Source organism: Rhodococcus ruber NBRC 15591, from assembly GCF_001894945.1.
Lineage (GTDB): Bacteria > Actinomycetota > Actinomycetes > Mycobacteriales > Mycobacteriaceae > Rhodococcus > Rhodococcus ruber.
In genome coordinates, this window is record NZ_BCXE01000014.1 from 63,853 (window position 1) to 87,759 (window position 23,907).

Annotated in this window: 2 protein-coding genes; one reads left to right on the plus strand and one right to left on the minus strand. The window is 73.3% G+C overall.

The features are described 5' to 3' along the window. Positions 1–1,046: 1,046 nt before the first annotated feature. On the plus strand, positions 1,047–1,400 hold the full coding sequence (locus tag RR3_RS09725; protein WP_048773801.1) for a VOC family protein: 354 nt from the start codon (positions 1,047–1,049) through the stop codon (positions 1,398–1,400). Positions 1,401–1,549: 149 nt separating this feature from the next. Here RR3_RS09725 and RR3_RS09730 read toward each other — a convergent pair whose 3' ends face one another. Then, the gene (locus tag RR3_RS09730; RefSeq protein ID WP_234420189.1) at positions 1,550–23,554 is read right to left on the minus strand and encodes a non-ribosomal peptide synthetase; all 22,005 of its coding nucleotides are present in this window, start codon (positions 23,552–23,554) and stop codon (positions 1,550–1,552) included. Between the last annotated feature and the right edge of the window lie 353 nt (positions 23,555–23,907).

A 23,907-nucleotide genomic window follows, 5' to 3' on the forward strand; every position in this document is an offset into this window, starting at 1 on the left:
GGCGTCGTGCCGGGAATGCGCGCATGCTCGCGCGCCGTGGGCGTGTGATGGATAACGGTGATTATCCATCAGTATTGTTATCAGCAATAGGTGATTGGGTCCGCACGGGAGTGCTCGACGGGGAGAGGGCCTCGTCCGGCCCACGCAGGACGGGCGCCGACGGGTCGCGCGGTGCCGACCGACACGCCGGACGACCGCCGGTGCGAAGCGGCGATCCGGTCGATCGACGAGACGACGCGGGCGACCGGCCGGACGCCGCGCCGCCGGCCGACGGTGCGGCGAGGCCGGACGCGTCCGCCGGGGGCACTCCGGTGCGCGCCCGGTTCGAGCACATCCACCGGTTCGAGCGCCTGCATCGGTTCGAGCACCCGGGGTCCACCTTCCCGCGGGGAGGCTTCCGGCACACTACTTGACATAATGTGCATTATCGGCAATTCGGGATGCGGGGTTGACCAGCCGTTTGTCTGCGCGGCCCGCTCGGGTGTCGAAGCTTCCGGCGACCCGTGTCCGCACTGCGGGCGCTCGGCTTCCGCAACCGCGGCGCTCGCGCCGCCCGGCGTTCCTGCCGGCGTTCGCCGCCGGATCGTGCGGCTGCGGGCACCCGACGGGACCGGACGCCGGCTGCCTTCCACGGATCTCCACGCAGCCTCGCTCACGCTCCGGCGTTACCCGCCTCGCCCCTCCACGGCCCCGGCCCAGACGGGACCTAATTCGTCACGGTGACGATTACCGGGTCGGGCCCGTGTCCGACCGCTCGTGCTCCAGCGTGCCGAAGTTCGACCCGCGGTGGTCCGGTGACCCGTCCGCGACCGTGGGCGGCACGCTTCGGAATCGCCCGACCGGGTCGGCGTCGCGCGGGCCGGTCGACCGGGTCCGCAATGCGGGCTCCATCCTCTCCCCTCGCCCGGGGGTTCTCCCGGGACTAATTCGTCACAGTGACGTAAATCAGTCGGGTATGTCGACCGGTGTTCGACGGGACGATCGACCCTCGATGTCACGGTGTCGATCACGTTAGGCTTTCCGGACATTCGCCGAAGGAGGCATCCGTGAGCAGCCATGAAGTGAAGATGATCGTGCTGTCGACCGACGATCTCGACGAGTCCATCAGGTTCTACAACGAGACCCTGGGCATGGCGTTGAAGTTCCGGGACGGCGCCCATTTCGCTGCCCTCGACGGAGGTGGGGTCACCCTCGCGCTCGCGACCGCAGTCGATCATCCGATCCACGGCCAGGTGGTCGTCGGCATCAAGACCGCCGACGTCGATGCCGCCGCGAAGGCCATCGAAGAAGCCGGCGGCGGCATCGTGCAGGGCCCGTACGACGACGCGCACGAGCGCCGCGCCGTGGTCTACGACAACAAGGGCAACGGGTTGGTCTTCTACAGCCCGCTGAGACGGTGATCGGGCGTCTCGGACGGTGACCGGGCGCTGATCTCGGGGCACCGCCGCGACACGTCCGTCGATCGCCGGGGTCCCCTCCTTCACTGCGGGACCTCGCCCCGTCCGTGACCGTCCGCGGGGATACGGAAGATGCTGTCCCGAAGACGATTTCAGTTCCGTGGGCCCGCGCCAGTGACCGCCGGGTCCGCCAGTCGCGCCGACAGGACCTGCACGATCGCCTCGACCGCGTGCGGGGACACCATCTCGTGGTGATCGCAGTCGATCCGGTACTGGTGGATCTCCCCCGACACCACGTTGTGCCAGGCCGCGACCGCCGCGACCGGAGCGGCGGACCGGACGGCGGTGAAGAACAGCACGTCCCCGTCGAAGGTGGCGGGCCCGTGCCGGCGGGCGGCCCGCAACGCGGCGGCCGAGCCCCGGTGGATCCGCTCGAGGTGCGCGGCGGTCAGACCGGTGTCGCCGCCCAGCGCCGCATCGAGCAGCTCCGACGCCTGCTCGTAGGTCGGTTCCTGTTCGGCGTCGAACGGCACACCCAGATCGCGGAGCATGTCGCGGATCCCGACCGAGCCGGCGCCCCGGACGCTGAGGTGACTGTCGAGCAGGGCGAGGGTGTCCACCCGCTCCCCTCCCCGGCGCAGTTCCACGGCGACGGCGTGGGCGACGACGCCGCCGAGCGACCAGCCGAGCAGGTGATAGGGGCCGTGCGGCTGGATACGGCGGATCTCCTCGACGTACCGCCGGGCCAGCGCGGTGACCGACTCCGGGGCGGGACCACCACTGAGAGTGGGCAACTGGAGCCCGTAGACGGGGCGGTCGCCGCCGACGCGCTGGGCGAGCGGCGCGTAGGCCCACGACAACCCGGCGGCCGGGTGGACGCAGAACAGCGGTGCGCCGGTGCCGTCGCGCAGGGGGACGAGCACCTGCAGGGCCTCGTCGATGCCGGTGCGTTCCTGCGGGCCCCCGAGGTGGGCGGCGAGGCCGGCGGGGGTCGGATGCGTGAAGATCGAGTGCAGCGGGACGGGCCGCCCGAGGCGCTCACCGAGTGCCGGCAGCATCCGGGTGGCGAGCAGCGAGGTGCCGCCGAGGTCGAAGAAGTTGTCGTCGACCGAGACCCGGTCCAGGCCGAGATAGTCGACGAATACCCCCACCACGGTGTGTTCGAGTTCCGTGGCCGGGGCGCGGTAGGTGCCGCCGAGCGCGGCGAAGTCCGGCTCCGGGAGGGCCCGCCGGTCCAGTTTGCCGGCCGGCGTGAGCGGGATCCTGTCGAGCACGACCACGGCGGTCGGCACCATGTGGCCCGGAAGTTGTTGCGCCGCAAATGCTTTTATGTCGGCGGGATCGGGGGCGCTGCCGGGGGCCGGCAGGACGTACGAGGCGAGGACGGTCTCCCCGGACGGGGCGGTGCGGCCGACGGTGTGCGCGAACACCACGTCCCGGTGCCCGGTGAGCGCGGCGTCGATCTCGGCGAGTTCGATGCGGAACCCGCGGACCTTGACCTGGAAATCGGAGCGACCGACGTATTCGAGGCTGTGGTCCTTGGTCCAGCGCACCACGTCGCCGGTGCGGTACAGCCGCTCCCCCGGCGCCCCGAACGGGTCGGCGACGAACCGCGCGGCGGTCAGGTCGGGGCGGGCGTGGTAGCCCCGCGCGAGGCCCGGTCCCGCGACGTACAACTCACCGGCGACCCCGACGGGCACCGGTCGCAGCCGGGCGTCGAGGACGACGGCGTGGAAGGCGCGGGTGGGCCGGCCGATGGTGACGGGTTCCCCCGGCGCCAAAGGATCGCTGATGGAGGTCATGATGGTCGCCTCGGTGGGGCCGTAGGCGTCGACCAGGCGGCGGCCGGGGGCCCACCGGGCGACGAGTTCGGGAGGGCAGGCCTCACCGGCGACGAGGAGAACCCCCACGCTGTCGACGGTGTCCGGGTCGAGGGAGGCCAGCGCGGTCGGGGTGATGAACGCGTGCGTGACCTGTTCGGCGTGCAGGACCTCGGCGAGTTCGTCGCCGCCGTACACGGCCGGGGGCACGATCACGAGGGTGGCACCGGCCGAGAGGGCCATCATCTGTTCGAACACCGAGGCGTCGAAGCTCGGCGAGGCCAGGTGCGAGACGCGGCTGCCGGGCCGGACGTCGAGGTGCAGGTGTTCCTCGACGGCGAGGTCGGACAGGCCGCGGTGGGTGAGCACGACGCCCTTGGGGCGGCCGGTCGACCCGGAGGTGTAGATCAGGTAGGCGGGATGGTCGGGTTCGAGGGTCGCGGTGCGCTCGGCGTCGGTCGGGGGCTCGGGTGCGTACGGCGCGAGTTCGGCGACGGTGGTGGCGGAGTCCAGCGCGAACCACGGCACGGTGGCGGGCAGCCCGTCGCGATGGGCGGTGACGGTGAGGCCGAGGGCGGCACCGCTGTCGGTGAGCATGTACTCGATGCGTTCACGCGGGTAGCTCGGGTCGACGGGCACGAACGCGGCGCCGGTCTTGGTCACGGCCCACAGGGCGGTCACGGAGTCGAGGCTGCGGGGCAGACCGAGGGCGACGACCGTCTCGGGGCCGACACCGTAGTCGACGAGCATCCGGGCGAGGCGGCTCGAGTGGGCGTCGAGTTCGCGGTAGGTGGCGCGGCGGGGCCCGTCGACGACGGCGAGGGCGTCCGGGTCGACGGCGACGGCGTCGGCGAGGATCTGCGGCCACACTCGGGTGCCGAGGGTGTGCGGGCCGTGGGCGGGGACCAGGGCACGACGCTCCTCGTCGGTGACGAGGTCGATGTCGCCGACGGGGGTGTCGGGGGCGGCGGTGACGGCGTCGAGGAGGCGGACGAACCGGTCCGCGAAGGCGGTGACGGTGTCGGCGTCGAACAGGTCGGTGGCGTAGACGAGGGCGGCGTCGAAGCCGGCGGGGGCGCCGGTGTCGTCGTGGTTCTCGCCGAGGAGCAGTTCGAGGTCGAAGTTGGCGACCGTCGGGTCGAGCGGCACGCCACTGACGGTCAGGTGCGGCAGTTCGAGGCGGGGGCGTGCGGTGTTCTGGAATTCGAGCGAGACCTGGAACAGCGGCGCGTGGGCCGTGGAACGGGCCGGGTCGACGGCTTCGACGACCTGTTCGAAGGGGACGTCGGCGTGGGCGAAGGCGTCGAGGTCGGTGGTGGTGACGGCGGTGAGCAGATCGGCGTAGGTGCGCTGTCCGGGAACGTGGGTGCGCAGCACCAGGGTGTTGACGAACATGCCGACCAGATCGTCGAGGGCACGATGCCCCCGGCCGGCGATGGGAGTGCCCACCGCGATGTCGTCGCTGCCCGACAACCGCGCCAGCAGCACCGCCAGCACCGCGTGCACGGCCATGAACACGGTCGTGCCGCGGGCGGCGGCGAGGCGGGTGAGGCGTTCGTGCAGGGCGGCGTCGATCGGGAAGCGGACGACGTCGCCGCGGAAGGACTGCTGTGCGGGCCGCGGCCGGTCGGTGGGCAGGGCGAGGACTTCGGGCAGGCCGGCCAGGGCGGTGCGCCAGTAGTCGAGCTGGGTGGCGGCGAGGGAACCGGGGACGGCGGCGGCGCCGAGGCGGCCGACCTGCCAGAGGGTGTAGTCGGCGTACTGCACGTCCAGTGGCGCCCAGGCGGGGGCGTCGCCGCGGGTGCGTGAGCGGTAGGCGGTCATCAGGTCGCGGGCGAGGGGCCCGGTGGAGAAGCCGTCCCCGGCGATGTGGTGGACGACGAGGACGGCGAGGTGCTCGTCGCGGCCGAGCGCATACACCCGCGCCCGCAGCGGCACGTCGACGGTGACGTCGAATCCGGTGGCGGCGAACTCCGCGGCGGCAGCGAGGACGGTGTCCTCGGTGGCGGGCACGACGTCGACGGTGAGACCGACGTCGTCGGCGTCGAGGATCCGCTGCACGGGCCCGTCGGGGCCGGCCGGGTAGACGGTGCGCAGGCTCTCGTGCCGGGCCAGGACGTCGCGGACGGCGGTGTCGAGCGCGGCGACGGACAGATGACCGGTCAGCCGGATCGCGAGCGGAATGTTGTAGGCCGGGGAGCTGGTGTCGAACTGGTTGACGAACCACATCCGTTGCTGGGCCGGGGACAGGGGGATGCGGTCCGGGCGGGGGCGGCGGACCGGTCCGGCACCGGTGACCGGTTCGGTTCCCGGGGTCGCGGCCAGCCGGGCCGCGAGGGCGCGGACGCTCGGGGCTTCGAACAGGGCCCGTACCCCGAGGTCGACGCCGAGGGCGGCGCCGAGACGCGACGCGGCGCGGGTTGCGACGAGGGAGTTGCCGCCGATGTCGAAGAAGTTGTCGGTCACCGAGACCCGGTCGAGGCCGAGGACGTCGGCGAACACCCCGGCGACGGCGGTTTCGAGTTCGTCGGCCGGTGGGATGTAGTCCCCGCTGCCGCCGGACAGGTCCGGTGCGGGCAGGGCGCGGCGGTCGAGTTTGCCGACCGGGGTGAGCGGGATCTCGTCGAGGACGACGACCGCGGCGGGCACCATGTGCGCGGGCAGCCGGTCGCCGACGTGCGCGCGCAGGATGTCGGTGCCGATTTCGTGGCCGGGGGTGGGCAGCACGTAGGCGACGAGCACCGTCTCCCCGGAGGGCGCGGTGTGGCCGAGGGTCGCGGCGAACGCGACGTCAGGGTGGCTGCACAACGCGGCGTCGATCTCGCCGAGTTCGATGCGGAACCCGCGGACCTTGACCTGGAAGTCGGAGCGGCCCACGTATTCCAGTTCGAGGGCGTCGGTCCAGCGCACCACGTCGCCGGTGCGGTACAGCCGCTCCCCCGGCGTCCCGAACGGGTCGGCGACGAACCGGGCGGCGGTCAGGTCGGGGCGGGCGTGGTAGCCGCGGGCCAGGCCGAGGCCGCCGAGGTACAGCTCGCCGGCGACGCCGGCGGGCACGGGGCGCAGGGCGGCGTCGAGGACGACGGCGCGGACACCGCGCAGCGGTCCCCCGAGGGTGAGGGGGCCGGCGGCGGTCATCGGGGCGCTGATCGCGGCCATGATCGTGGTCTCGGTGGGGCCGTAGGCGTTGACCAGGCGCCGGCCGGGTGCCCAGGTGTCGCGTAGTTCGGCCGGCCAGGCCTCACCGCCGACGGCGAGGTCGGCGAAGGCGTCGAGGTCGGCGGCGGGCAGGGAGGCGAGGGCGGCGGGGGTGATGAAGCCGTGGGTGACGCTGTGCTCGCGCAGGACGCGGGCGAGTTCCTCACCGCCGTACACGGTGGGCGGTACGACCGCGAGGGCGGCGCCGGAACCGAACGCGAGCAGGTACTCGAAGATCGAGGCGTCGAAGCTCGGGGAGGAGAAGTGCATGACGGTGGCGTCGGGTCCGGCCCCGAACCGCTCCCGCTGGTCGAGGGCGAAGTTCTCGAGGCTGCGGTGGGTGGTCACCACACCCTTCGGGCGGCCGGTGGAACCGGAGGTGTAGATGAGGTAGGCGGGGTGGTCCAGCCGCAGGGGGCCGCGGCGGTCGGCGTCGCCGAGGGGCCCGGCGGGGGTGTCGGCGAGCCGGGCGGCGAAGTCGTCGGTGTCGACGGTGAGCCAGCGGACGGTGCCGGGCAGGGTGTCGTGGTGTGCGGCGGTGGTGAGCCCGAGGGCGGCGCCGCTGTCGGCGAGCATGAAGGCGATGCGGTCGGTGGGATAGTTCGGGTCGACGGGCACGAACGCGGCACCGGTCTTGGTCACGGCCCACATCGCGGCCACCGAATGCAGCGACCGCGAGATGCCCAGAGCCACGAAGGTTTCCGGGCCCACGCCGAGGTCGGTCAGGACGCGTGCGGCGCGGGTGGACCAGTCGTCGAGGCGGCGGTAGGTCCACCGGGTGGCGCCGTCGACGATCGCGACGGCGTCCGGGTGCGCGGCGGCGGTCGCGCCGAACAGCTCCGGCAGGGTGTGGGTGGTGCCGCCGACGGGACCACGGACCGGGGCCAGGGCGGCGCGTTCGTCGCCGACGAGCACGTCGACGGCCGCGGCCGGGGCGTGCAGATCGCCGGCGAGGGCGGTCAGGACCTTCTCGATGCGGTGGGCGATGGTCTCGACGGTCGCACGGTCGAAGACTTCGGGCAGGTACTTCAGCCGCAGGTGCAGGGTGGCGGTGTCCCCGCTGCCGGCCGGGTGGGCGACGATGCTCAGCGGGTAGTGCGTGGCGTCGTGGCCGCTGATCCCGGCCACCCGCATCCCGGCGATGTCGGTGTCCTCGGTCAGACCGGCCCGGTCCACCGGGTAGGACTCGAACACGGTGAGGGTGTCGAAGCCGGCGGCGGCGCCGACCCGGCGTTCGATGGTGCTCAGTCCGATGTGGTGGTGGTCGAGCAGGGCCGCCTGCTCGGCCTGTACTCGGTCGAGCAGGGCGCCGAGGGTCTCGGCGGGGCGCACGGTGACCCGGACCGGGACGGTGTTGATGAACAGCCCCACCATCGACTCGATTCCGGTGACCTGCGGGGGCCGGCCGGAGACGGTGGCGCCGAAGACGACGTCGTCGCGGCCGGTGAGCGCACCGAGCACGAGCGCCCACGCGGTCTGCACCACGGTGTTGACGGTCACGCCGCGGTCGGCGGCGACGGCGTCGAGGCGCGCGGCGAGCCCACCCGGAAGGTCCAGGTCGAGATCTTGCGAGACCGCGGCGGTGCGACCGGGCCGGTGGGTGGGGGCGAGCAGGGTGGGTTCGTCGAGGCTGGCGAGGGCGTGGGCCCAGGCGTCCGCGGCGACGTCGGTGTCCTGCCCGGCCAGCCACCGCAGGTAGTCGCCGTAGCTGCGCGGGCGGCCGAGGGCCGCGGTGTCGCCGTCGGTGGCGTAGAGCAGCAGCAGATCCTTGACCAGCAGCGGAGTGGACCAGCCGTCGAGCAGGATGTGGTGGTTGGTCAGGGCCAGTCGGTACCGGTCGGCGGCGACCCGCACGAGGGTGGCGCGCAGCAGCGGGGCGACGGCGGTGTCGAAACGGGTGCGGCGGTCCTCGTCGAGCAGGCGCGCCGCCTGGCGGTCCGGGTCGTCGAGGCCGGTCAGGTCGAGCACCGTCCAGGGCAGGTCGACGCGGGCGGGCACGACCTGCACGAAGCCGCCGGAGCCGTCGTCGGCGAACGCGGCCCGCAGGTTGGGGTGGCGGTCGAGCAGCAGTTGCGCGGCGCGGCGCAGCCGGTCCGGGTCCACGGTGCCCTGCAGGTCGAGGACGAGTTGGACGACGTAGGCGTCGGCGGACTGCTCGGCGAGCAGGGCGTGGAACAGCAACCCGGCCTGCAGCGGGGCGACGGGCCACACGGTGGCCAGGCCGCCGGCGTGCCCGGCCGCGCGGTAGTGGCGTTCGAGGCGGTCGAGGGCGGGCTGGTCGAGGGCGACGAGGGGCACGTCGGACGGGGTCAGGCCCCCGGCGTGCGGGCGGTGGACGTGTCGGGCGAGGGCGGCGGCGGCGGCCGCCCACCGCTCGGTGAGGGCGGCGACGTCGGCGTCGGTGAGCAGGTGCTGCGGGTAGGACCAGGTGGCGCGCAGCACGGGCCCGTCGGTGGTGGGCACGGTGACGGCGTTGATGTCGACGACCGCGGCGGCCGGCATATCCGGGCTCTGCGCGCCGCCCCGGTCGAAGGCGTCGACCGGGAGCCACGGGGTGTCCGCGTCGGTGACGCCCGGGGTGAGCCGACCCAGGTAGTTGAAGCTGATCTGCGGGGCGGGGCGGGTGCGCAACCGGGCGGCGGTGTCGGCGTTGAGGTAGCGCAGCAGGCCGAACCCGATGCCGTGGTCGGGGACGGCGGCGAGTTGTTCCTTGACGGCCTTGACTGCGGCGCCGGCAGCGTCGCCGCCGTCGAGCGCATCCGGCAGGTCGACATCGCTCAGGTCGAACCGGACCGGATGAATGGTGGTGAACCACCCGACGGTGTGGGAGAGGTCCGCGCCGGGGGCGACGGCGGTTTCGCGGCCGTGACCCTCGAGCGCGATCAGGACGTCGTCGGTGACGGTGCCGCGGTCGCGGCGCCAGGCGGTGACCGCCAGTGCCAGGGCGGTGAGCAGGCCGTCGTTGACGGTGCCGTGGAACGCGCCGGGCACCGTGGTCAGCAGCGCTGCGGTGACGTCGGCGGGCAGGTCGGTGGCCAGGGTGCGGACCGTGGCGTTGGTGTCGACGACCGGGTCGAGCGGACGGTCCCCGAGCAGCGGGTCGTCCCCGTCGAGGATCGCGGTCCAGCGGTCGAGTTCGGCGACACGGTCGGCGCGGTGCGCGGCGTCGACGAGGGCGTGCGCCCAGCGTCGCACGGAGGTGCCGGCGGGGGTGTCCTCGATCGCGGTGCCGTGACGGGCGGCGGCCCACGCGGTTGCGAGGTCGGGGACGAGGATGCGCCAGGACACCCCGTCGACGGCGAGGTGGTGCACGACCAGCAGCAGGCGCCCGGCGCCGGCGGCGGCGTCGAACCACACCGCCTGCAGCAGGATTCCGGCGGCGGTGTCGAGGCGGTCGGCGGCGGCGTCGAGTTCGGCGGCGGCGAGGGCGAAGAAGTCGTCGGTGTCGGCGGCGGTGGTGACGGGGACGCGGTGGATGAGCGGGTCGGCGGTGACCGCGCCGGGGCCGCGGACCTGCAGGCCGACGCCGGCGGGGTCGTCGACGTCGGGGACGAGGCGGGCGCGGAGGATGTCGTGCCGGTCCAGCACCGCCTGCAGCGTGGCCGTCAGGGTGGCACGGTCCAACCCGGCGGGCAGCCGCAACAGCGCGGCCTGCGAGTAGCGGTCGATGCTACCGCCGCGTTCGAGCATCCACCGCACGATCGGGGTCAGGGGGACGGCGCCGACGCCGCGGCCGGGCAGCTCCGCGAGGACGGCGGGGCCGTCGCCGAGGGTGGCGACGGCGGCGAGCGAGGCGGGGGTCTTGCGTTCGAACACGTCCCGGGGGCTCAGCTCGATGCCGTCGGCGCGGGCGCGTGAGACCAGCTGGATGGACATGATGCTGTCCCCGCCGAGCGCGAAGAACGAGTCGTCCACGCCGACCGTGTCGAGGCCGAGGACCTGCGCGAACAGCTCGACGAGCTGCCTTTCGAGGTGGCCGGCGGGGGCGCGGGTCGTGGTGGCCAGCGCGCCGAAGTCGGGGTCGGGCAGTGCCCTGCGGTCGAGTTTGCCGGTGGCCGTGACCGGCAGGGTGTCGAGGACGACGAGGGTGGCCGGGACCATGTAGGCGGCGAGACCGACGGCGACCTGCTCGAGCGTGGCGGCCACGTCGACGGTCGCGCCGGTCTCCGGAACCACGTATCCGACGAGGCGGTCGGCGGCCCGCTCGTCGCGGTGGAGCACGACGACGGCGCGGGCGACGCCCGGGCAGCGCAGCAACGCCGCCTCCACCTCCCCCAGCTCGATGCGGAAACCGTGCAGCTGCACCTGGAAGTCGCTGCGGCCGAGGTATTCGAGCCGGCCGTCGCGGCGGCGGCGGGCGAGGTCGCCGGTGCGGTACATGCGCGCGCCCGGGCCGGCGAACGGGTCGGCGACGAAGCGCGCGGCGGTCAGGTCGGGGCGGCCGAGGTAGCCGCGGGCGGCCTGGTCCCCGGAGACGTACATCTCGCCGATCACGCCCGTCGGCACCGGGTGCAGGCGCCGGTCGAGGACGTGCACCGTCAGGCCGGGGATGGCGTCGCCGATGACGCTGGCCGAGGCGGTCGCGGCGAACTGCCGGTCCAGCGGCTGCAGGGTCACGTGCACGGTGGTTTCGGTGATGCCGTACATGTTCACCAGCGCCGGGGCGGTGTCCGGGTGGCGGCGATACCAGCGTTCGAGCTGGGCGAGGTCGAGGGCCTCGCCGCCGAAGACGACGTAGCGCAGCGACAGGGTGTGGTCGCCGGCGGCGCGGTCGGCCTCGATCAGCTGGTAGAACGCGGTCGGTGTCTGGTTGAGCACGGTGACGTGCTCGCGGCGCAGCAGGTCGAGGAATGCCTCCGGGGAGCGGGCGGTGTGGTGGTCGACGACGACGAGGCGGCCACCGTAGGCGAGGGCGCCCCACAGTTCCCACACCGAGAAGTCGAAGGCGTAGGAGTGGAACATGGTCCACACGTCGTGCTCGTCGAACCCGAACCGGCCCTGGGTTTCGGCGAGGAGGGTGACGACGTTGCGGTGCGGGACGACGACGCCCTTGGGGCGGCCGGTCGAGCCGGAGGTGTAGATGACGTAGGCGGCGTGGTCGGGGTGCAGCGCTCCGAGCCGGTCGGCGTCGGTGAGCGGGCCGTCGGGTAGGTCGGCGAGCCGGGCGGCGGTGTCGGGGGTGTCGAGCAGCAGCACCGGGGTGTCCCCGGCGGGCAGGGCGGCGGTGTCGGCGGTGGTGCTGACGATGCACACCGGTCGGGCGTCGTCGAAGAGGAACGCGAGCCGCTCCGGCGGGTAGGACACGTCGACGGGCAGGTATCCGGCGCCGGTCTCGAGGACGGCGAGCAGGGTGACGATCAGGTCGGTGGAGCGGGGCACGGCGACGGCGACGAGCCGGTCGGGTCCGGCGCCGTGGGCGATCAGGTCCCGGGCCAGGCGGCGGGCCCGCGCGGCGAGTTCGCGGTAGGTCAGCGCCGGGGTGGCCGGGTCGGTGGGGGCGGTGATCGCGACCGTGTCGGGTCCGGCGGCGACGGACCGCGCGAAGACGGCGGTGAGGGTCTCGGCGTGCCGGACGGGGCGGGGCGCGGGCGCGGGTCGTTCGGCCGGGTCGAGCAGGTCGAGGTCGCCGACGGGCCGGGCGGGGTCGGTGGTGACGGCGGTGAGCAGCCGCACGAACCGCTCGGCGAAGGTGGTGACGGTGGCGGCGTCGAACAGGTCGGTGGCGAAGGTGAAGGCGCCGGTCATGCCGGCGGGGTCGGGACCGGCGGGCGGGTTCTCCCCCATCGTCAGCTGCAGGTCGAACTTGGCGACGGGGGCGTCGGCGTCGAGGGCGTCGACGGTCAGGTCCGGCAGCTGCAGGTGGGCGCGTTCGTTGTTCTGGAATTCGAGGACCACCTGGACGAGCGGGGCATGGTCGGTGGCGCGGGTGGGGGCGAGAGCGTCGACGAGCTTCTCGAAGGGCAGGTCTGCGTGGCCGAAGGCGGCGAGATCGACCTCGCGGGTGCGTTCGAGGTGGTCGGTGAACGGCAGGGCCGGGGTGACCGGGGTGCGCAGCACCAGGGTGTTGACGAACATGCCGACCAGATCGTCGAGGGCACGATGCCCCCGGCCGGCGATGGGAGTGCCCACCGCGATGTCGTCGCTGCCCGACAGTCGCGCCAGCAGCACCGCCAGGGCGGCGTGCACGGCCATGAACACGGTGGTGCCGTGGGCGGCGGCGAGGTCGGTGAGGCGGCGGTGCAGGTCGGGTTCGACGTCGAAGCGGACGGTGGCGCCGCGGAACGACTGGTGCGGGGGGCGGGGCCGGTCGGTGGGCAGCGGCAGGATCTCCGGCAGGTCGGCCAGGGCGGTGCGCCAGTAGTCGAGCTGCCGGGCGGTCAGCGAGTCCGGGTCGGCCGGGTCGCCGAGGACCTCCCGCTGCCACAGCGCGTAGTCGGCGTACTGCACCGGCAGCGGCGTCCACGCCGGGTCCTGTCCCCGGGTGCGGGCGGCGTAGGCGGTCATCAGGTCCCGCGCCAGCGGCGCCATCGACGCCCCGTCCGCCGCGATGTGATGCACCACGAACACCAGCACATGCTCCCCGTCGCCGAGCACGAACAACCGCACCCGCACCGGCACCTGCGCCGCCACATCGAACCCCGCGGTCACCTCCGCCGCCACCCGCTGCGCCAGTCCATCGGCGGACACCGGGACCGGATCGAGGTCGGGGGTGGCCTGGACGGGGTCGGTGACCAGCTGCGCCGGTCCGGTGTTCTCGCTCGGGTACCAGGTGCGCAGGGTTTCGTGACGGGCGATCAGGTCGTGCACGGCGGCGGTGAGCGCTGCCCGGTCGAGGCGGCCGGTCAGCCGGATCGCCAGGGGGATGTTGTAGGCGGCCGAGGTGGTGTCGAACTGGTTGACGAACCACATCCGCTGCTGCGCCGGGGACAGCGGGATCCTATCCGGGCGCGGGCCTGCGGTGAGGGGGACGCGGGGGCCGCCGGCGTGGTCGTCGAGGATGCGGGCGGCCAGGGTCCGCACCGTGGGGGCCTCGAACAATGCCCGCACGCCGGCGTCGGTGCCGAGAGCGGCGTTGATGCGGGCGACCACCCGGGTGGCGATCAGCGAGTTCCCGCCGAGGTCGAAGAAGCTGTCGTCGACGGAGACCTTCTCGTGGCCGAGGGCCTCGGCGACGATCTCGGCGATGACGGTCTCGGTCTCGGTGGCCGGGGCGCGGTATTCGCCGGTGGCCGACAGGTCGGGTACCGGCAGGGCGCGGCGGTCGAGCTTGCCGACGGGGGTGAGCGGGATCTCGTCGAGGACGACGACCGCGGCGGGCACCATGTGCGCCGGCAGTTGCCCGGCGACGTGGGCGCGCAGCGCGGCGGTGTCGACGTGGTGGCCGGTCTCCGGCAGCACGTAGGCGACGAGGGCGGTGTCGCCGGACGGGGTGGTGTGCCCGATCGTCACCGCGAACGCGACATCGTCGTGGGCGGTCAGGACGGTGTCGATCTCGCCGAGTTCGATGCGGAACCCACGGACCTTGACCTGGAAATCGGAACGCCCGAGGTACTCGACGGTGCCGTCGGTGCGCCAGCGCACCACGTCGCCGGTGCGGTACATCCGCTCCCCCGGCGCCCCGAACGGGTCGGCGACGAACCGGGCGGCGGTCAGGTCGGGGCGACGATGGTAGCCGCGGGCGAGGCCGGCGCCGGCGATGTAGAGCTCACCGGCGACCCCGGTGGGGACAGGCCGCAGTCGTTCGTCGAGGACGACCTCGTGGAAACCGATCGCGGGGCCGCCGACGGTGACGGTGGTGTCCGGACGCATGTCGGGGCTGACGCTGGTTTCGATGGTGGCCTCGGACGGGCCGTAGCCGTTGTACATGTGCCGGCCCGGCGCCCACCGGTCGACCAGTTCCGGTGGGCAGGCCTCCCCGGCGACGACGAGCACGCGCAGCTCGTCGAGCCCGGTGGGGTCGAGGGAGGCGAGGGTGGTGGGGGTGACGAAGGCGTGGGTGATGTGTTCCTCGCGCAGGATGCGGGCGAGTTCCTCGCCGCCGTAGACGGTGGGCGGCACGATGACGAGAGTGGCGCCGGCGCAGAACGCCTTGGTCAGCTCGAACAGGGACGCGTCGAAGCTCGGCGAGGCCAGATGCGACACGCGGGCCCGGTGGGTGATCGAGAAGTGTTCGCGCACTTCGGCATTGAGGTTCGTCAGGCCGCGGTGGGTGACGACGACGCCCTTGGGCCGACCGGTCGAGCCGGAGGTGTAGATCAGGTAGGCCGGATGGTCGTACCGCAGCGGGGCCCGACGGTCGTCGTCGGTGACCGGGGCGGGCGAGACGTCGTCGAGTCCGCGGCGCAGGCCGGGGTCGTCGAGCAGCAGCCACGGCACCGAGTCGGCGGGCCACACGTCACGGTGGGCGGTGGTGGTCAGCCCGAGGACGGCCCGGCAGTCGTCGAGCATGTAGGCGATCCGCTCGGGCGGGTAGCCGGGATCGACGGGGACGAACGCCGCCCCGGACTTGGTCACCGCCCACACCGCCGCCACCGACTCGATCGATCGGGAAATCCCCAGCGCGACGAAGGATTCGGGTCCGACGCCGCGCTCGACGAGGACCCGGGCCAGCCGGTTGGACCAGGCGTCGAGCTCACCGTAGGTGACGGTGCGGCCTTCGAACGACAGCGCGACCGCCTCCGGCACGATCGCCGCCACCGACGACAGCAGTTCGGGCCACAGCTGGGGGGAGACCGCGGGCCGGCCCCGCGCCGGGGCGAGGGTGGCGAATTCGCGGGGGGTGACGATCTCCACGTCCCCCACCGTCACGGCCGCATCCGCGGTGACGGCGTCGAGGATCCGCACGAACCGGTCCGCGAACGAGGCGATTGTGGCCGCGTCGAACAGGTCGGTGGCGTACGTGAACGCCGCCTGCACGCCGGATCCGGCGGGCCGTTCGGCGATCGACAGCTGCAGGTCGAACGGGGACAGGCCCGGATCGAGGTCGAGCACGCGGGCCGTCGCCCCGGGCAGGGCGATGTCGGGGCGCTCGATGTCCTGGAATTCGAGCAGCACCTGGAACAGCGGCGGGTAGGACGTCGACCGGGGCGGGTCGAGGGCCTCGACGAGCCGCTCGAACGGGACGTCGGCCTGGCCGAAGGCCGCCAGGTCCGCCGAGCGGACGCGCCGCAGCAGCGAATCGAACCGTTCGCGTTCGTCGACCGGGGCCCGCAGCACGACGGTGTTGACGAACATGCCGACGAGATCGTCGAGGGCGCGGTCGCCGCGGCCGGCGACGGGGGTGCCGATCACGATGTCGTCGCTGGTGGACAGCCGGGCCAGCAGCACCGTGAGCGCCGCATGCACGACCATGAACAGCGACGCGTCGTGCGCGCGGGCCAACGCGAGCATCCCGCGATGGGTGTCGGTGCCGATCTCGAAGGCCACGCGGGCACCGCGGCCGGACTGCTGCACCGGGCGCGGCCGATCCCACGGCAGCTCGAGCAGTTCCGGTGCCCCGGCCAGGGTGTCGTGCCAGAACGCGAGCTGCCTTGCGGCGAGGGAGGCGGGCTCGGACTCGTCGCCCAGCACGGTGTGCTGCCACAGCGTGTAGTCGGCGTACTGCACCGGCAGCGGCGACCAGGTGGGGGCGTGCCCCTCGGCGCGGGCGGCGTACGCGGTCATCAGATCCCGCCCCAGCGGTCCCATCGAGAATCCGTCGGCGGCGATGTGGTGCACGACCAGGACCAGCACGTGGTCGGTGTCGGTGACGGTGAGCAGCCGGATCCGCACCGGCACCTCGGTGGCGACGTCGAAGCCGGTGCCGACGATCCGGTCGATGTGCGCGGGCACCGTGTCCTCGGTCTCGACGGGGGTGACGGTGAAGTCGGGCTGCCACACCGCGACGGGCAGCACGACCTGTACCGGGCCGTCGTCGGTGAGCGGGTAGCGCGTGCGCAGTGTCTCGTGCCGGGCGGCGACGTCGGCGGCGGCGGCCCGCAGCGCGGCGTGGTCCAGCGTCCCGGCCAGGCGCAACGCGACGGCGATGTTGTAGGCCGGGGACGTCGTGTCGAACTGGTTGATGAACCACATGCGCTGCTGCGCCGGGGACAGCGGGACCACTGGCGGCCGGGTCGCGGCGGCGAGCGGGGGCCGGGCGGCGACGTCACGGTCACGTAGCCGCTCGGCCAGGGCCGCGACGGTGGGTGCGTCGAACAGGTCCCGCACGCCCACCTCGGCGCCGGTCGCGGCGGCGATCCGCGCGGCCATCCGCATGGCCAGCAACGAGTTTCCGCCCAGTTCCAGGAAGTTGTCGTGCACACCGACCCTCGGTACCGCGAGCAGATCGGCGAAGATCTCGGCCAGCACCTGTTCGACCGGGGTCCGCGGCGCGACGTGTTCCGCCGCCCGGTCGGCGGCGAGATCCGGGGCGGGCAGGGCCTTGCGGTCGAGCTTGCCGTTCGGGTTCAGCGGGAGCCGGTCGAGGACGACGACGTGGGTGGGCACCATGTAGCCGGGCAGCCGGGCGGCGGCCGCCTCGAGCAGGGCCGCGGTGTCGACGGTGCGGTCGGACTCGGGTACCACGTACGCCACGAGCACCCCGTCGGAACCGTCGGCGGCGCCGGTGGGCCGGTGCACCACGACGGCGGTCTGCGCGACGACCGGGTCGGCGAGCAACGCGTGCTCGATCTCGCCGAGTTCGATTCGCAGCCCCCGGAGCTTGACCTGGAAGTCGGAACGGCCGAGGTAGACCAGGTTGCCGTCGCGGCGCCAGGACACGAGGTCGCCGGTGCGGTACATGCGGGTGCCGGGTGGACCGAAGGGGTCGGCGACGAACCGGTCGGCGGTCAGGTCGCCGCGCCCGACGTAGCCGCGGGCGAGCTGGATGCCGGACAGGTACAGCTCGCCGACGGCACCGACGGGGACGGGGTGCAGCCGCGCGCCGAGGACGTGGACGCGGGTGTTCCACACCGGTGCACCGATCGGCACGACGTCGGCGTCGTCGTCGGTGCACGCCCACGAGGTGACGTCGACGGCGGCCTCGGTGGGCCCGTACAGGTTGTGCAGCGCGGCGGCGGGGAACGCCGCGTGGGCGGCGGTGACCGTGGCCGGTGGCAGCGCCTCGCCGCTGCAGAACAGCAGCCGCAGCGACGGGCAGCGGCCCGCGTCGGTGGCCGCGACGAACACCGCGAGCATGGACGGCACGAAATGCGCCACGGTGACGTGCTGCTGCTCGACGACGGTGGTCAGGTAGGCGGGGTCGCGGTGCCCGTCGGGTGCGGCGACGACGAGCCGAGCCCCGGTGTGCAACGGCCAGAAGAACTCCCACACCGACACGTCGAACGTGAACGGGGTCTTCTGCAGGACGGTGTCCTCGGCGGTGAGCGGGTAGGCGTGCTGCATCCACCGCAGCCGGTTGACGATCGCGGCGTGCGGGACCGCGACCCCCTTGGGGCGGCCGGTGGAGCCGGAGGTGTAGAGCACGTAGGCGAGGTGGTCCCCCGTCAGCGGGGCGGTGCGCTCCTGCGGGGTGAGGGCGGCGGCGGACTCGCCGCTCGGCTCCAGCCGGTCCAGCTCGAGGACCGGGACGGAGGTGGGCAGCGGTGTCCGGTCGGCGGTGGTGGTGAGCACGCACACCGGGCGGGCGTTGTCCAGGACGTACTCGAGCCGGTCGGCGGGATGGTCGGGGTCGAGCGGCAGGTACGCGCCGCCGGCCTTGATCACCGCGTACATCCCGACGAGCAGCTCGACCGAGCGGCGCATCGCGAGACCGACGAGACGGTCCGGACCGACCCCGGCGGCGATCAGGTGCCGGGCGAGCCGGTTGGTGCGGGCGTCGAAGTCGGCGTACGTCACGGTCTCGTCGCCGAACACGACGGCGTCGGCGTCGGGCGTGCGGGCGGCCTGCCGGGCGAACAGGTCGGCGAGGGTGTGCGCGGTGCGGGGCGCGTCGGTGGCGTTCCAGCGCCGCAGGATCAGCTCCCGTTCTCCCCCCTCGAGCAGGTCGAGGTCGCCGACGGGGACGTGCGGGGCGGCGGTCACGGCGGTGAGCAGCCGCACGAACCGCTCGGTGAGGGCGGTGACGGTGCCGGGGTCGAACAGGTCGGTCGCATACGACAGGGCGCCGGTGAGGGCGGCGCCGTCGTGGCCGGGGACCTCGGTCAGGGTCAGGTGCAGATCGAATTTGGTGGTGCCGGTGTCGATTTCGGAGACGTCGACGGTCAGGTCGGGTAGCTGCAGGCGGGCCGACTCGGTGTTCTGGAATGCCAGCATCACCTGGAACAGCGGCGCGTACGCCTCGGACCGGTGGCCGGGGACGGCATCGACCAGGGCGTCGAACGGCAGGTCGGTGTGGGCGAGGGCGTCGAGGTCCCGGTCCCGCACGCGGGTCAGGTGTTCGGCGAAGGTGTGCTGCGCGTCGACGGGGGTGCGCAGCACCACGGTGTTGACGAACATGCCGACCAGATCGTCGAGGGCACGGTCGCCGCGACCGGAGACGGGGGTGCCCACGGTGACGTCGTCGCTGCCCGACAGCCGGGACAGCAGCACCGCCAGGGCGGCGTGCACGGTGATGAAGGGGGTGGCGCCGTGGGTGCGGGCCAGTTCGCCTACGGCCCGGTACAGCTCGGCACCGACGTCGAAGCGGACGGTGGCGCCGCGGAACGACTGGTGCGGCGGGCGGGGCCGGTCGGTGGGCAGCGCCAGCACTTCCGGTGCCCCGGACAGGGTCTCGCGCCAGTAGTCGAGTTGGGCGGCGGCGAGCGAGTCCGGGTCGGCCGGGTCGCCGAGGACCTCCCGCTGCCACAGCGCGTAGTCGGCGTACTGCACCGGCAGCGGCGTCCACGCCGGGTCCTGTCCCCGGGTGCGGGCGGCGTAGGCGGTCATCAGGTCCCGCGCCAGCGGCGCCATCGACGCCCCGTCCGCCGCGATGTGATGCACCACGAACACCAGCACATGCTCCCCGTCGCCGAGCACGAACAACCGCACCCGCACCGGCACCTGCGCCGCCACATCGAACCCCGCGGTCACCTCCGCCGCCACCCGCTGCGCCAGCCCATCGGCGGTGACGGTCGTCGCGGTGAGATCGACGGGCACCTGCTCGACCGGGCGGATCCGCTGGACGGGTCCGTCGGCGGTGGCCGGGAACTCGGTGCGCAGGGCCTCGTGGCGGGCGAGCACATCGGTGACGGCGGCGGTGAGGGCGTCGCGGTCGAGTCGGCCGCGCAGCCGGATCGCCATCGGGATGTTGTAGGCCGGGGAGGTGGTGTCGAGCTGGTTGACGAACCACATCCGCTGCTGCGCTGCGGAGACCGGGAGCACGTCCGGGCGGGGCCCGGCCACCAGCGGCGCCCGGGTGCCCGCGCCGGCGCCGGCGGTCAGGGCGGCCAGGGTCCGCACCGTGGGGGCCTCGAACAATGCCCGCACGCCCAGGTCGGTGCCGAGGGCGGCGTTGACGCGGGCGACCACCCGGGTGGCGATCAGCGAGTTCCCGCCGAGATCGAAGAAGCTGTCGTCGACACCGACGCGGTCGACGCCGAGGAGTTCGGCGAACACCTGCGCCACCGTCCGTTCGGCGTCGGAGGACGGCGCGACGTAGGTGCTGCCGTCGGGCGCGAGCACGGGCACCGGCAGCGCACGCCGGTCGAGCTTGCCGACGGGAGTGAGGGGGATCTCGTCGAGGACGACGATCGCCGTGGGCACCATGTGCGCCGGCAGGCTCCGCGACAGGTGCGCGAGGAGGGCGCCGGGTTCGGCGGTGTGCCCGGCCGGCGGCAGCACGTAGGACACCAGGACGGTGTCGCCGGACGGGGCGGTGTGCCCGATCGTCACCGCGAACGCGACATCGTCGTGGGCGGCGAGGACGGTGTCGATCTCGCCGAGCTCGATGCGGAACCCACGGACCTTGACCTGGAAATCGGAACGCCCGAGGTACTCGAGGTCGCCGTCGGTGCGCCAGCGCACCACGTCGCCGGTGCGGTACATCCGCTCCCCCGGCGCCCCGAACGGGTCGGCGACGAACCGTTCGGCGCTGAGCCCGGGCCGGCCGCGGTAGCCGCGGGTGATGCCCGGTCCGGCGATGTAGAGATCGCCGGCGACCCCGACCGGCACCGGCCGCAGTCGGGAGTCCAGGACGACCTCGTGGGTGCCGCGCACGGGGGTGCCGATCGGGATCGCCGGTGCCGGCGTCAGCGGGCCGCAGATGTTGACGACGATGGTGGCCTCGGTCGGGCCGTACGCGTTGAACATCCGTCGGCCCGGGGCCCAGCGGGCGACGAGTTCGGGCGGGCACGCGTCCCCGGCGACGGTGACCGACTCGGCGGCGACGCCCTCCGGGTCGACCGAGGCCAGCGCCGCGGGGGTGGAGAAGGCATGGGTGATGCGTTGCTCGCGGAAGAAGCGGGCGAGTTCCTCGCCGCCGTAGATCGTCGGGGGCACCACGACGAGGGTGGCGCCGATCGCGAAGGCGGTCATGTACTCGTACACCGAGGCGTCGAAGCTCGGCGACGAGAAGTGCGAGACCCGCGAGTGCAAGGTGGGGCCGTGCCGGCCGTGCAGTTCGGCGCACAGGTTCGCCAGACCGCGATGCGGGACCACCACGCCCTTGGGTCGACCGGTGGACCCGGAGGTGTAGATCAGGTAGGCGGGATGGTCGAAGTGCAGCGCGCCGCGCCGGTCGAGGTCCGACAACGGGCCGTCGGGGACCGAGTCCAGCGCCGTGACGAACTCCGCGTCGTCGAGCACCAGCCACGGCACGTCGTCCGGCAGGCCGTCGCGGTGGGCGGTGGTGGTCAGCCCGAGCACCGCCCCGGAGTCGGCGAGCATGTACTCGATCCGCTCGGCCGGGTACGTCGGGTCGACCGGCATGTAGGCGGCACCGGACTTGGCCACCGCCCAGATCGCGGCCACCGATTCGAGGGATCGGGCGATGCCGAGGGCGACGAACGTCTCCGGCCCGGCGCCGGCGTCGATCAGGACCCGGGCGACCCGATCGGACCAGGCGTCGAGCTGCCCGTACGTCATCGTGCGGCCCTCGAACTCGAGCGCACTCGCCTCCGGGACGTGCGAAGCCACCGCGGTGAGGATCTCGGGCCACAGCTGCGGGGACACGCCGGGCAGTCCGCGGACCGGGCTCAGCTGCGCCGCTTCGTCCGGGAAGACGATGTCGACGCTGCCGACCGGGGCGGTGGGGTCGGCGGCGACGGTGCCCAGAACCCGCAGCAAACGTTCGAAGAACGATCGTGCGGTGGCGGGGTCGTAGAGGTCGGTGGCGTACGTACCCCGCAGGTGGGTGCCGTCGGGGCCGGTCGCGGTGTGCAGCGCGAGTTCGGCGTGCGCGAGGCCGTCGTCGGCGGCGGTGCCGCCGGGGTCGAGAAGCACCGGCAGGGCCGGCACGTGCTGTGCGTCGAAGCACCGGGCGAGCCGGTCGGCCGGGACGTCGGCGTGGGCGGTGGCGGCGGCGTGGATCGCCGCGACCCGGCCGAGCAGCTCGGCGAACGGCTCGTTCTCGTCGAGCCGCACCCGCAGCGGCAGCGCCCCGGCCGGGGTGGACAGTCCGACGAGGGTGTCGGCGCCGGCGGTGAGCCGGGCGACGAGGACCGCGGCGGCGGCGTGCAGCACCTCGGTGGCGGTGACGCCGTGGCGCCGGGCGAGGTCGCCCACCCGGTCCCCCAGCTCGGCGGGGACGGGTAGGTCGAGGCGGGCGGCGACGGGGGTGCTGCGCGGACCGGTGCGGCGACGGTCGGCGGGCAGCTCGAGGTGTTCGGGCGCCCCGGCCAGGGCGGCCCGCCAGAACCGCTCGAGGTCGGCGTCGCGGCGCAGGCGCTCGGCGACGGCGGCGGTCGCGGGGTGGATGCGCGCGACCGGCGTGTCCGGTTCGGCCCGCAGGAACTCGCCGAACAGCTCGACAAAGCGAGCGTGGTGCTCGCGCAGCTCGTCCGGCTCGTACTGGTGGGGATTGCCGCGGAAATCCACGAACGTCCGGGCGGGGGTGCCGCTCTGATAGATGTTGACCAGCAGGTCCTCGACCGGACCCGAGGTCATGATGTGGAACTCGCCGCGGATGGGGCCGAGCGCGATCTCCTGGCGGAAGAGCATCACGTTGATCATCGGTCCGCCGTAGCTGCGGGCCCGGCCGGTGGTGCCGGTCTCGCGGCGGATGTCCTCGAGGCTGAACCGCTGGTGCCGCAGCGCACCGGTCAGTTCCAGCTGGGCGCGGTGCACCAGGTCGCCGCGGGTGTCGGTGTCCTCGAGGCGGATGTGCAGCGGCGCGGTGTTGACGAGCATGCCGCCGGAGCGCTTGGCCGCCACGGTGGTCCGCGCGAACACCGGCAGGTTGAGCATCACGTCGGCGCGGCCGGTGATCCGGGAGAGGTAGCACGCGAACGCCGCGACCACCGTCGCGGCCGCCGACGATCCGCTCGTGGCGTCGGCGTCGGTCAGCCGGGCGACCAGGTCGTCGGGCAGGGTGACGCTGTCGAGGGTGCTGCGCGCGGCGGTCGGGGCCGTCCGCCGCGCCAGGGTCGATCCGTCCTCGAGCCCGGCGACCCGCCCGATCCAGTAGTCGCGGTCGCTCGTGTACCGGCTCGAACCGCGGTAGTCGAGGTCGGATCGGTAGAGGGCGTGCAGGTCGGCGGCGGTGGGCGGCTCGGGGGCCCGGTCCTCGTGGGCCGCCGAGTACAGGGCGGCGATCCGGTTGACCATCGTCATGGCGCCGAAACCGTCGAGGGCGACGTGGTGGATCCGGCTGTACCACAGGTGCCGTCGCTCGCCGAGCCGCAGGATCGTCATGTTCACCAGCGGGTCGCGGGCCAGATCGACCGGGGTGGCGTAGTCGGTGTTCATCCACTGCTGCGCCGCGGCCATCGGGTCCGGGGCCCCGGAGAAGTCGAGCAGCGGGACGTCGCTGCGGTCGAGGTCCGGATCGACGTACTGGTAGGGCTCGCCGTCGACCTCGACGACGCGCAGGTACGGCGACTGGAACTCGCGCGCGGCCTCGTGCGCGACGGCGCGCAGCAGATCCAGGTCGAGGTCTCCGGGCAGGTCGACGTACTGGGCGATGCAGACGGGGACCTCGGGTGCCAGCTGTTGCGCGACCCAGATCGAACGCTGGGCGGAGGACAACGGGAAGGCCCCGGGCGGAATGTACGGCCGCTCTTGCAACGAACTCCCCTTCACGAAAGTGATTCCAGTGCTGTCCTGGCACCCCCCGGCACCGTGCAGGAAAACCTCTCGGTCGGATCGACGTGGCTGTAGCTCTCTCCCCTTCGATCGTCCGCGCCCTCGAAGATGTGACAGCGGGCGCTCCCTCAAGCTAGACCACCGCGACGACATCCCGACCCGAAACCGGAGCGAAAAATCGACCCCCCGGGCCGCATCGTTTCCGAGTCGAGACCTCGACGGGGACCTGTCGCCGTCTCGACCGCAGATCGACGGGAAACTGTGACCGTTCCATCGCGGTCCGGTCACCGAATGAGCGCGAATCACGGTTTCGAGAGCCGTCTTTCGAGCCGGTT